This is a genomic window from Flavivirga abyssicola, from assembly GCF_030540775.2.
Taxonomy (GTDB): domain Bacteria; phylum Bacteroidota; class Bacteroidia; order Flavobacteriales; family Flavobacteriaceae; genus Flavivirga; species Flavivirga abyssicola.
Window position 1 is genome coordinate 3507743 of record NZ_CP141266.1, and the last position, 12334, is coordinate 3520076.

General features: G+C 33.0%; 13 protein-coding genes. 5 read left to right on the forward strand and 8 right to left on the reverse strand.

Annotation, left to right across the window (positions count from 1 at the left end):
* Positions 1-9: 9 nt before the first annotated feature.
* Positions 10-564, reverse strand: a complete 555-nt coding sequence (locus Q4Q34_RS14830; protein WP_303315554.1) for an NUDIX hydrolase — start codon at positions 562-564, stop codon at positions 10-12.
* 433 nt (positions 565-997) lie between these two features.
* Complete coding sequence (locus Q4Q34_RS14835; protein ID WP_303315552.1) at positions 998-2086, reverse strand: M42 family metallopeptidase; 1089 nt, start codon at positions 2084-2086, stop codon at positions 998-1000.
* A gap of 106 nt (positions 2087-2192) precedes the next feature.
* On the opposite strand from Q4Q34_RS14835, the gene Q4Q34_RS14840 reads away from it, so the two are divergent.
* The gene (locus Q4Q34_RS14840) at positions 2193-2873 is read left to right on the forward strand and encodes a DUF4294 domain-containing protein (RefSeq protein ID WP_303315551.1); all 681 of its coding nucleotides are present in this window, start codon (positions 2193-2195) and stop codon (positions 2871-2873) included.
* A 3-nt stretch (positions 2874-2876) separates the two neighbouring features.
* Positions 2877-3503: a PAQR family membrane homeostasis protein TrhA gene (trhA, locus tag Q4Q34_RS14845; RefSeq protein ID WP_303315548.1), complete on the forward strand. Its 627-nt coding sequence runs from the start codon at positions 2877-2879 to the stop codon at positions 3501-3503.
* A gap of 22 nt (positions 3504-3525) precedes the next feature.
* Here the strand turns inward: trhA and Q4Q34_RS14850 are convergent, their stop codons facing one another.
* Genes Q4Q34_RS14850 through Q4Q34_RS14860 form a run of 3 tightly spaced genes read right to left on the reverse strand, consistent with a single transcriptional unit; the run spans position 3526 to position 7506 of the window.
* On the reverse strand, positions 3526-4281 hold the full coding sequence (locus tag Q4Q34_RS14850) for a discoidin domain-containing protein (RefSeq protein WP_303315546.1): 756 nt from the start codon (positions 4279-4281) through the stop codon (positions 3526-3528).
* A complete protein-coding gene (locus Q4Q34_RS14855) occupies positions 4278-5693 on the reverse strand; it encodes a DUF1501 domain-containing protein (RefSeq protein ID WP_303315544.1) in 1416 nt (471 codons plus the stop codon). The genes Q4Q34_RS14850 and Q4Q34_RS14855 overlap by 4 nt, the downstream gene beginning before the upstream one ends.
* A gap of 7 nt (positions 5694-5700) precedes the next feature.
* Positions 5701-7506, reverse strand: coding sequence for a DUF1800 domain-containing protein (locus tag Q4Q34_RS14860; protein WP_303315542.1), 1806 nt, complete (start codon positions 7504-7506; stop codon positions 5701-5703).
* Between the two features lie 181 nt (positions 7507-7687).
* Here Q4Q34_RS14860 and Q4Q34_RS14865 point away from each other — a divergent pair, with 181 nt between their 5' ends.
* Positions 7688-8185: a GNAT family N-acetyltransferase gene (locus Q4Q34_RS14865; protein ID WP_303315540.1), complete on the forward strand. Its 498-nt coding sequence runs from the start codon at positions 7688-7690 to the stop codon at positions 8183-8185.
* Position 8186: 1 nt separating this feature from the next.
* Here Q4Q34_RS14865 and Q4Q34_RS14870 read toward each other — a convergent pair whose 3' ends face one another.
* Genes Q4Q34_RS14870 through Q4Q34_RS14880 form a run of 3 tightly spaced genes read right to left on the reverse strand, consistent with a single transcriptional unit; the run spans position 8187 to position 10065 of the window.
* The gene (locus Q4Q34_RS14870) at positions 8187-8615 is read right to left on the reverse strand and encodes a DUF4268 domain-containing protein (protein ID WP_303315538.1); all 429 of its coding nucleotides are present in this window, start codon (positions 8613-8615) and stop codon (positions 8187-8189) included.
* A complete protein-coding gene (locus tag Q4Q34_RS14875) occupies positions 8615-9289 on the reverse strand; it encodes a ZIP family metal transporter (protein ID WP_303315536.1) in 675 nt (224 codons plus the stop codon). The genes Q4Q34_RS14870 and Q4Q34_RS14875 overlap by 1 nt, the downstream gene beginning before the upstream one ends.
* 44 nt (positions 9290-9333) lie before the next feature.
* Positions 9334-10065: a class I SAM-dependent methyltransferase gene (locus tag Q4Q34_RS14880; protein ID WP_303315535.1), complete on the reverse strand. Its 732-nt coding sequence runs from the start codon at positions 10063-10065 to the stop codon at positions 9334-9336.
* Between the two features lie 226 nt (positions 10066-10291).
* Between Q4Q34_RS14880 and Q4Q34_RS14885 the strand changes: the two genes are divergently transcribed.
* Positions 10292-11449 carry a THUMP domain-containing class I SAM-dependent RNA methyltransferase gene (locus Q4Q34_RS14885; protein WP_303315534.1) on the forward strand — a complete coding sequence of 386 codons (1158 nt, stop codon included), beginning with the start codon at positions 10292-10294 and terminating at the stop codon, positions 11447-11449.
* A 548-nt stretch (positions 11450-11997) separates the two neighbouring features.
* Entirely contained in the window at positions 11998-12219 is a 222-nt protein-coding gene (locus Q4Q34_RS14890; protein ID WP_303315533.1) for a helix-turn-helix domain-containing protein, read from the forward strand.
* The last annotated feature ends 115 nt before the right edge of the window (positions 12220-12334 follow it).

A 12334-nucleotide genomic window follows, 5' to 3' on the forward strand; every position in this document is an offset into this window, starting at 1 on the left:
AATAAGAGGTTAGTTTACAGTTTCAATAATATTTTGTAGTACGAGTTCGTAATATAACTTGTTTGAAGGCACAAAGTGATTATCATTGTTGCCTATGTTTTTAATAAGGTCTTTAAAATTTGAAAAGGACACTAATTTAAGAGCTTCAACTTCTTCTTCTTGAGGAATTAATTTAGACATTGGAACCTTCAACTCGCAAATAAATGTGTTATGGAATTCGTTATCAATAATACCATTTTTATAAGTTTGGAAGCATTCAAAAACGCCTATTCTTTTAAGATCGTTTTCAGAAATTGAGATTCCTATTTCTTCTTTAGTTTCTCTTACAGCCGCTTGTTTTATGGTTTCACCTGCATCAATATGACCAGCAACCGAGACATCCCACATTAATGGACAAATGGTTTTTTTTGCCGAACGTTGCGATAATAAAATGGCTCCTTTTTTAGTATAAAACCAAATATGAGCAGTATTATGATAAAGCCCTTTTTGATGGATGATAGATTTTAATTCGGACTTCCCTGTAGGCTTTCCTTCTTTTGTAACAATGTCTATATATTCATCCATTATTAGAAATTTTGTAGGTGTTTAGTTAGAGATGCCACTAAATTTAAACAGTTAGCTTTCTTAGGAATGTTAAATACGTGATTTTGATGATTTAATAACATGAATAGTTTGTTGTAAATAATTGTTAAAGCTACAAAGTTTATTGAAAATTAATAGAAATAAATAGATGAACTCATCTTGACTTTTTCTATTTCCTAAAAAACGGCTAAAATTCGTCCATATTTTGTTACTTTTTTTATGCTTAGCACTGCTATGCCTTGCAAAAAATGCCTCATCTGAACAAATTTTATCTCATTTTCGGTTAAAAATAAAAAGTCAAGATGAGTTCGATATAAATTGTTGTTTAGTTTTCTTATAAACACAAACAGTCTTAAAATAAAAAAGTTACCCTAAATAAGGATAACTTTAATGTATTTTATAGACATAATATTATTTAGTCAAAATAGCTAAACGTTTCACCATCTTTTATATTAAGCAGTGTTTCGTAAATTAATTTAATAACATTTTCTACGTCATCTTTATGCACCATTTCTACAGTAGTATGCATATAACGAAGCGGTAATGAAATTAAAGCAGAGGCTACGCCACCATTACTGTAAGCAAAAGCATCGGTATCTGTTCCAGTTGCACGAGATAGGGCAGAGCGTTGAAAAGGTATTTTCTTATCCTCTGCAGTTTCAGTAATTAAATCACGTAATTTTTGTTGCACTGCAGGAGCATAAGCTACTACAGGGCCTTTACCAATTTCAAGATGTCCTTCCTTTTTCTTCTCTATCATAGGAGTGGTTGTATCGTGAGTTACATCAGTGACAATCGCTACATCTGGTTTAATAGTATGCGTAATCATTTCTGCTCCTCGGAGGCCTATTTCCTCTTGTACCGAGTTTGTAATGTAAAGCCCAAAAGGAAGTTCCTTTTTATTTTCCTTTAATAAACGAGCTACTTCGGCAATCATAAAACCACCCACTCGATTGTCTATAGCGCGACAAACAAATTTATCATCATTTAAAATATGAAACTCATCAGGATAGGTGATAACACAGCCCACATGAATGCCCATTTTTTCAACTTCTTCTTTGTCTTTAGCGCCTACATCTATGCTAATATTATCTGGTTTTGGAGCTTCTTCTTTGGCTCTATTACGTGTATGTATTGCTGGCCAACCAAAAACACCTTTTACAATACCCTTTTTGGTATGCACATTTACTATTTTACTTGGTGCAATTTGATGGTCACTACCTCCATTTCTAATCACATAAATTAGACCATTATCAGAAATATAATTTACATACCATGAAATTTCATCTGCATGGCCTTCAATAACAACTTTGTATTTTGCTTTAGGATTTATGACTCCTACAGCTGTGCCATAAGTGTCTGTTATAAACTCATCTACGTAAGGTTTTACGTATTCCATCCATAATTTTTGCCCATTCCATTCATAACCAGTAGGTGCGGCATTATTTAAATACTTTTCTAAAAAGTCCATAGACTCCTTATTAAGAATGCTCTTCTTCGTCATTTATAAAAAATTTTTGCACTAAAATAATAATATAAATAGAAAAAAAATGTTTTAAACCAGGTAAATTATTAAATTTGGAGTATTGAAGCTCCGGTATTTTTTATTGATGAACTGTTTTAAATATATATTTTTAATATTCCCTGTTTTGCTTTTTGCACAAGGGAATGATATTGAACAAGATTCTACTGCTGTTGAATACCTGATCATAAAGGGCGATTCTGTTCCAAGATTATCTATAGATTTAAAAGAGGTAAGGCTCCTACATAAGCTTAGGTTTGATAATAAAAAAGAACGCATTAGTTACTTGATTCTTAGAAGGAAAACAATGAAGGTATATCCATATGCTAAAATGGCTGCTGAGCGTTTAGATTCCATGAACAAACATTTAGCGACACTTAAAAGGAATCGTGAAAAAAAACGATATACTAAGCGCATTCAAAAATACATAGAAGGCGAGTTTTCTGAAGAATTAAAAAAACTTACTCGTACGGAGGGACAAATACTAATTAAATTAATTCACAGGCAGACTGGTACCACTGCATTTAATTTGATAAAAGAATTGCGTAATGGCTGGCGTGCGTTTTGGTATAATACAACGGCGAGCATGTTTGACCTTTCATTAAAGCGGGAATTTGATCCTGTAAATGTAAAAGAAGACTATTTAATTGAGGATATTTTACTGCGGAACTTTCAAAATGGCCGCTTAGAACGTCAAAAGTCTGCTATAGACTTTGATTTTTATGATTTAACAGATAAATGGTTACCGACTACTAGTGAAGCTCCATAAATAATGCGAGACCAAACTCTTTTCGAAGAAAAGTTAAATGCTACTACACATGCTATTGGTATATTATTTGGAATTACTGCTTTAATACTTCTTATTGTTTTTGATAGCCAAAAAACCAATTGGAGCCTCTTTAGCATAATAGTTTATGGTATTTCAATCATTATATTATTTACAGCATCAACACTATACCATGTTGTTAAGGAAAAAGAGAGGAAGTACTATTTTAGAATTATAGACCATATTAGTATTTACCTACTTATAGCCGGCACGTATACACCGGTTTTATTAATTGCGTTGCATGAGAGTTTAGGTTGGACCCTTTTTTGGGTTGTCTGGGGAATTGCTGTGTTTGGTATACTTTTAAAATTGTTTTTTACTGGACGTTTTGAGGTGTTTTCTGTAATTCTTTATTTGGTGATGGGGTGGCTTATTGTATTCGATTTTCCAACTTTATCTAATATTATTGGCAGTAATGGCGTATTATTTTTATTTGGAGGTGGACTATTTTATACAGTCGGGATTGCTTTTTATGCTATTGAAAAAATACCTTTTAATCATGTTATTTGGCACCTATTTGTTTTAGCAGGTGCCATTTCCCATTTTTTTATGATTTTCTTCTATGTGATTTAACTAAAATAAGAAAGCAAAAGTCTTATTTCCTTTTTATAATTTTGAAAGCACGTTTGTTATTATTCTGTTCAACATTTAGAATATACATACCTACAGATAGCGCATTACCATTTATTGGTAATTCATAAATTTCGGTATCTTCAATTAAACTTATGCTATTAGAAGCTATAGGCCTTCCTAACATATCATACAATGTGTAATGTATAGGGTTGGTTTCATCAATAGATGCAATTCTAAGGCTAATGCTGCTAACAAAAGGATTAGGATAGGCTAAAGCATTAAATCCGTTTTCTTCAGCAATAAGATCAAAAGGATCTGTAATGTTGATTTTCATTTCACTTAATGCGTAACAATCTCCTCCAAAATTTGAAGTAGGGGTAATTAACACATATCGTGCTTTTGTAAAGTCAAAATCTGGACCTTCGTGGCCTTCATACGTGGACGATCCTGTTCCTTGTTCCATTTGAAAAGTACCTAAATTAGTCCATGTATTGCCATCTAAAGAATAATCTAAATTATAATTATTGATACCATAATTTAGGTTTTTTGGTTCGTTGGCGTTCCAGAATTTAGATTCTTTTAATTCATATTCATACCCAAAATCATACATAATCCAATGTGTTTGACCATATGCTGGATTAGGATTTTGTGATGTTTCACAAGAAATCCAGCTGTCATACCAGCTCGTACTATGTCTATCTGGATAACATTGCGCATTTATTATAGGCGAAATAAATATAAAAGTAATTAGTAGGTGTATGTATTGTTTTTTCATCATATCATGTTCATAAAGCCAATTGGAGGCGTACCAGAGTTCGTATCGTAAAAATTAGATAGGTTAGGGAAAATGGTTGTAAGGTCCGAAGCAGGAACTCCAAACCACAAGGCGAGTTCTGCCATATAAAGATCTGCAGGAGTAGATGGTATCAGGACACCATTTCTAAGATCAACATCACTGCCTAATGCTAGGACAGGATAGTCTCCATATATTTCTTTTCCTTGTACAGCACCACCCATCATAAATGCGTTTCCTCCCCAGGCGTGATCTGTTCCATTCCCATTTGATGTAAGTGTTCGTCCGAAATCAGAGATACTAAATAATGTTACACAATCATTTAAGTTTAATTCTGCCATTAGACCATTAAAATATTGCAAAGCAGCATCTACTTCTGCTAATCTATTTGCTTGGCTAACCAGAAGTTCATCATGATGGTCCCAACCTCCGGCATCAACAAAAAATGTTTGTCTGGAGAAGCCCAAAACGTCTCTACTGGCAATAGTTTTTGCAACCATTCTTAACCTCTCTGCTAAACGGTTTTCCTCGGGCATTATGGTGGTAAACTCTGGAATTTCATCTACAGCTTCTTGAAATTGTAGACCGGCATCATTCGAAGTTTTTATAGTATTTTTATAAGTGTTTTTAAAAATATCTTGATAATCTCGATCTAACATAGAGTTTATAGCTTCTGTTCTTAATCGATCATAAATATTGTCTCGTCCATAGCGATTGATTCCGATACTTCCAGTAGTTCTTATAGCATAGGGTATAACTTGATTACCTCTCTGAAATATATTGCTGCCTCCTAAAGACACATTCATTGAGATATTTTCATTGGAATTCATTGATTGCACTAAATCTGCAATTCGACCACCCCAGCCAATATTAGTTCTCTCATGTGGTCTTCCTGTTTGCCATTGTTGCGTTTGATCTGAATGAGAAAATAAACCTAAAGGGGTTTTAACAACCTTGTCTTTGATATCTAATTTTGTTGAAGGTTCTATTAAAGTCCCTACATTAGCAAGAAATGCCAAGTTATTATTTTCGAATAATTGCTGCATATTTGGCATGGATGGGTGTAAACCAAAAGTTCTACCATCTGATGTATTTGGGTTAATTGGCAGGATTTGATTTTGAGGTATGGCTAAGTTGGATCGGGTAGTGGTATATTCACTATGTTCATTATTTCCTCTAGGAATAAGCATGTTGAAAGAATCGTTACCACCACCTAGATTTAAGCAAACCAAAGCTTTATAATCGCTACCTACAGTAATATTAGACGAATTATTCATAGCTGTAGCAGCCATGGCTTTTAAGTTAATTAAAGATGAAAACATGGTTGTATAACCAAGTGCAGCACATGATTGCCCTAAAAATTTTCGTCTCGATATATTGTTTTTATGTTTTGTCATTTGGAGGTTATTTTAGTATAACATAATCTGGGCTTGTTAAAATTAAAAACAGTCCCATTCTTACACGTAGGTGCATATAATCGATATTTTCATTTCCGCCTTCTAATGGCTCTATAGCATCGACTATTATTTGTTTTGTTTCATCAGAAAGTTGACCACGAGTAAATAGTTTATCTAGTATATTTACAAGGACTTCTCCATCTTGTGCGTAATACTTTAATTTCTCAAGGTTTAAAGGCGTATCTTCCAAATCTAGGTTTCTGGTAGATAACATTGAAAAATAATTTGTATTAGTCCATGAGTTTACTTCGTTTAGATAGGCCAAGCTTGCTGCAGAAGTATGTATTTCGAATTCAGGACCTTTTAAGTTAGCATCTGCAAATTCAGAGTTGGGAACATATTCTGGTAAATAAAAGTTGAAAACACTTGGAGACCCTAAAGGTAATTGCCCTGTCGCTCTAAAAAAACTTCTTCCTAAATTCCAGTTTAAACCGTTTTTATTGTCTAAATCTAATTGCCTGGTTGCATTGAAATACCGAATCATAGGTGCCACCAATTTTCCACTATTAGAGTCGTTAATCCAACTACAGCTTCTTGCTTCTTCATCTAATAAAATGGCTTTAATAACGGCTTTCATATTACCCCTAACGCCATTATAATTGTTGAAGACATTACTAACTCTTGATATGTAAGCAGGGGAAGGGTTAGATTTTACCAATTGCTGTATTAAGCGTAAAGAAATAAAAGGTGCGGTATTTTTATGATTGAATAAGTGGTCTACTGCATCTTCAATATCTTTCATACCAGATTGACCACCAGGAACTATTTTTCCATTTAATAATCTTTTCTCTCCAGGTTCATGCCATTCTTCATACATAACCATGGGGATATTTTTTTTGACAAAATTGAAAGAGATATCAAAACCAGGCACAACATCATATTCATTTTCTTCAACTTCAGAAGTTCCTAGCCCTGTAAATATTTTTGCAAATTCTTTTATGTCATCGTTATCGTAAGTTGGAATTCTATCGCCATTTCCATCTAACTCATAGCTTCCGTCTTGATTAAGTTCATATAACCCGATAGTAAACAATTGCATAATTTCCCTCGCAAAATTCTCATCTGGGTGAATGTTTTCTTCAGGAATACTTTTTGGGTTATTGTAATGACTCAAATAACCGCCCATCATTGGATGCAGCGTTATCTCTAGCAGTAAATCTCTAAAATTGCCAAAGGCGTTATCTTTTAAAACATCATAATAGTCGCCAAAACCAACACCATAATTATCTAGGTTTGAATCCCATGAGATGACCAATATTTCACTTAATGCTAAAGCGATTCTTTGTCTTAATAAGTCTTCATTTCCAATATTAGATTGCCACCATGCATATTGAAAATGATCCTCTTGCGGACCATTGTAATCATCTGGATTCCCCCCATTAGCAACAAAAATAACAAGCGCTTGATTGTAAATATCATCAGTCATTTGTCCCATTGACGGACTATTGATTTCAAATTGAGAATCAATCCAACCCTCAAATGGTTTTTTAGCAACGGATTTAATATAATCTAAATCAGTTCCAAAAGTTGCTTGCGCTAAAAACCTAGATGTTTCTAATAAACGCGCATCTAAACCATGGCCATTAACTGTATTGGAAGCTCTGGCAGTTTCTCTCCAATTTGCACGACTTTGCTCACTACTGGAAGTTACGCTAATACCAATACTATGTCCAGCACCCAAATAATCTGAATAGTGTTGAGAAAAAAAGTAACTAGGAAAGCATAGAAAAAAGAAAAGTAAGTGTTTTTTCATATTTGGAGGTTTGTCTTTTATTTTTTTAGTTACGTTATTTTTTAAAATTTGGACTTTAAATATATATAAATATATAGATAAAATACCTGATTTTTCGATGAATGGTATTTTTAGAACGTGTTGGGATGCAGTTAATTCCGCTTTTTATTGCTTAATTTGACTTTTTATTTCAAAGTTTTATATGACAGAAATTATTGTTGCCAATACAAAGAATCATTTTTTACAAATAGAGAAACTAGCCAATGTTATTTGGAGAGAACACTATATTCCTATAGTGGGAAAGCCTCAGATAGATTATATGCTTGATAAATATCAATCTGCAGGAGCTATTGAAAGGCAGGTAGCAGATGGGTTTGAGTATTTTTTAATGGCTTATGAAGAAACTCCAGTTGGTTATATTTCTGTAAAAAAGGAAGACGAAGCATTATTTTTAAGCAAAATTTATGTGTTAAGCAGTCATAGAGGAAAGAAAATAGGAAAAAAAGCCATGTTGTTTATTGAAGAAAAAGCAAAGGATTATCAACTAAAAAATATAAGGCTTACAGTAAATATAAATAATACCAATGCTATTAAAGCTTATGAAAAATTGGGGTTCGTTAATGTAGGGCCTTTAGTCACTGATATTGGTAATGGATTTGTAATGGATGACTACCAAATGAAAAAAACGGTGCATGATTAGATTAGCCTTCAATCACCTCTTTATATGCTTCAAAAAAAGCTTCAAATAATAGCATCTCTTTATTGAAAAACTCCATAACAACTCTCCATGAATTTTTATTATGAATAGATACTTTTTGCTCTAAAGGCACATAAATTCTGGAAACTTCTTTTTCGTTATCTAAAAAATATTCCTCATTAAAAATAGCATTAGGTAGAAAATCATCTATAAGTATAGGTTTTAATGCTTGAAGCTTTTCCCAATATTTGATACGGTTTTCAAGATCATCTTCTAAATCTAAAGCCACTAAAGCCTTTTTGTTATCAAAGTGAAACTTAAAGCTAAGACCTTTTAATTTTGTGTTGTATAAAATCCATTTTCGAGGAAAGGATTTCCCAAAACTGGTCCAAAACTCTTGTCGTAATTGTCGTGATTCTTCTTTAGAAAACATTATATCAAATAAGCTATACCAACTCCTAGAATAATGGCAATAAATTTAGATAAGTTGAACTTATGTCCATCTCCACTTTCAAATAGAATGGTCGTGGAAATATGAAAAAAGATACCAATAACTATGGCATTAATAATATGTGCAAAGTTGGCAACAGTTTCGGAAGTATGTGAAATAATAGTTCCCAATGGTGTCATACATGCAAAAATGGTTAGAAAGATACCAATCTGTATTTTACTGTAATTAGATTGAAATAAAAACATACTGATTAAAGTCGCAATAGGTATTTTATGTATTAACACTCCGTAAACCATATCGTTGTGTTCATGTATGGCAAATCCTTCTAGAAAACTATGAATGCATAAGCTAATAAATAATAACCATGGAAAAGCTGTTTCATTCTTGTGTATGTGTACATGGCCATGTTCTGCACCTTTAGAAAATAGCTCTAAAATAATTTGCAGTAAAATACCGCACATAATATAAAGCCCGGTTAGTTTGGTGTCTAAATGATTATAAACCTCGGGTAATAATTCAAAAAGTGTTAGAGCTAGTAAAAAAGCACCACTAAAAGAGAGTAGTAGCTTGGTGTTCCAAGATTTTTTTGTTTTGGTAACAAGAGCTATAAGCACGCCCAAAATAACAGCATAAAAAGGTAAAAGGTAGTTGTTCATGTATATTAAATACTCAAAAAAGTGGTTTTAATAGCCATTATAGGCTATTTAAAAATCATTACTAAACGTTCAGATGTTTTCGCATTAAACTTACGCAATTTATAATCTCCAAAAACATCTAACAAATGTACGCCGGCTTTTTTAAATAATTTTTGAAAATCATCAAGTGTAAATGCTTTTACGCGCTCTTGGAAATTATAATTTTCATCATCTGCCATAAACGAAATGTCTTTTACAATATAACCATCTTCTACATAGCGCTTTAAATGAAAGTCTATACCGTCAACTGTTTTGAGATCTTCGGGCACTAAATTATCAATTATAAATTCACTATTCATAAAATCAATGACTCCAAAACCAAAATCATTCAAATTAGCTTTTATGGCTTTGATAGTACTTAAGTTGTCTTCATCTTTATCAAAATACCCAAAACTAGTAAACAAATTAAAAACGGCATCAAATTGCTTATTGTAAGGCTTACACATATCATGGACTTCAAAATGTAAGGTGTCGTTTTCAAATTGTTTAGCATGTTTAATACTGTTTTCACTTAAATCTACACCTGTTACATGGTATCCCAAAGTGTTTAAGTAAACGGCATGCCTCCCTTTTCCACAGGCTAAATCTAAAATAGTTCCAAGCTCGGGCATATTTAAATAATTGGTCAAGGTATCCATAAACGCCTGTGCTTCGGTATCGTCCCTATCTTTATATAAAATGTGGTAAAATGGTGTGTCAAACCAAGATGTGTACCAATTTGTTGTATTTGTTATCATATTATTTTTTGGTGGTTTCTTGAGCTTTAGTAACACAAGAAGCTGCTTTATTCATGATTTAATACTTAATAAATAGTGTAAATTCATGAGTAAAATATTCTACAATCTCTTTTCTTGAATAAGGTATAACGGTTCCCTTAATCTAATTCTAATTAACATTAATTTAACACAAAATTACGCTATTTTTGCAAGCTAATAAAGTGTATACAGCAAGTAGTAGGAAAAAATGGAAGAAAATTTCACAATGGTGGCCAAAACTCTATTTGGTTTTGAAGAATTATTAGCAAACGAACTTACAAAACTTGGGGCACAAGATGTTAAAAAAGGCGTTCGTAATGTACGTTTTTCGGGTGATAAGGGCTTTATGTACAAAGCTAATTTAGGTTTACGTACTGCTGTTAAAATTTTAAAGCCTATCCATACATTTACTGTAAATAGCGAAAAAGATTTATACAATAAAATCTACGCTATGGAGTGGGGGGATTATTTAAAGCCCACTGGAACTTTAGCGGTTGATGCAACGATTCATTCCGATTTGTTTTCCCACTCTTTATATATTGCTCAAAAAACAAAAGATGCTATTGTAGATAAGTTTCGTGATACTACAGGGCAACGACCAAATGTCGATTTAAAATTTCCTGATCTTAAAATCAATGTCCATATAGACAGGCGTCAATGTACCATTTCTTTAGATTCTTCGGGAGATTCTTTGCATAAACGCGGTTATAAAACGGCTACTAATATTGCTCCTATCAACGAAGTACTGGCAGCAGGATTGATTATGTTATCGGGCTGGGATGGGCAAACCGATTTTATGGACCCCATGTGTGGTAGTGGAACGATGCTAATTGAAGCCGCTATGATAGCTTGTAATATTCCGCCTAATTTGATGCGTAAAGAATTTGCTTTTGAGCGTTGGCAGGATTGGGATGTTGATTTATTTGAAAAAATAGAAGAATCGCTTCTTAAGAAAACCAGAGACTTTCATCATAAAATTATTGGGTATGATAAGGCTCCTAGTGCGGTTGCTAAAACCAGAGATAATGTAAAGAATGCTCAATTAGAAGATTTTATTGAGGTTAAACACGAAGATTTCTTTAAAACTCAAAAAGGTGGTGAAGCGAAATTGCACATGGTATTTAACCCACCGTACGGCGAGCGTTTAAATATTGATATGCAACAGTTTTATAAAGATATTGGTGATACTTTAAAACAGAATTATCCGGGTACTGATGCTTGGTTTATTACGAGTAACCTTGATGCTCTTAAGCATGTTGGTTTACGTCCTTCACGAAAAATACAGTTGTTTAATGCCAAGCTAGAATCTCGTTTGGTTAAATATGTGATGTACGAAGGAAGTAAGAAGGGGAAATATATGAAGTGATTTGGATATGTTTAGCATAGAATCTTTTCAGTTAGGCTTTTATTGCATGTAAAGGCTTTTCTTATCATGGACTACAATTCCGTGCTATCAGGGGACATGCTTTTTACCGTTTTTACAACAAAATGCATAAAAAACCACATTCTATCTCTAAAATGTGGCTTCGCTTTTTTTCTTACTTAACGCTATGAAGTCACAAGCTTTGCAGAGCAGGAAATCGTCTTTTTTCTTTAGCCCGTACTAAATTTAACTATTGTTAAATAAAAATATAATTATAAGTAAAATTATAAATAGTGAAGCTATTCTATTTCTAAAGTAGCTTCTTGGTTTGTTTTTTCTTACCCTCTTGACTGTACCAGTTACAAACTGGCACTAGTGATATACTATATCCGTGCGGGGCTACGAAGTCACAGGCTTCGCAGAGCGGCTCTTTTTTACAAATAGCACGAAGTTACAAACTTCGTGCAGCAGGATTTATATATTTGCTAAAGCCTTTGATAATACATGTATTGACACATAATAATATATCTATGAGTTCTTTTGGTAAAAAATTGACAGAGTGTAGAAAAGCAAGAAACCTATCTCAAAAAGAGCTGGCGAAGATTTTCAGTACGTCTCATACTACGATTGGTAAGTACGAGCGTGATGAGATGACACCTTCTATTGAAGCTGCTAAAAAACTGGCGAAGATTTTAGATACGACTGTTGGTTATTTATTGAGCGATAAATTTCCGGTTTTACATTATAGTAAGGTAAATGCTTACTATTGGTAAGCTTTTGCAGTTATTTAAAAGAACGTTTTATTATTATCATAATCTAAAGAATTATAGGTGATTGTCCTAGTCTTTTCGGTACGATTATTGTATATTTATACATGTATTTGCATAC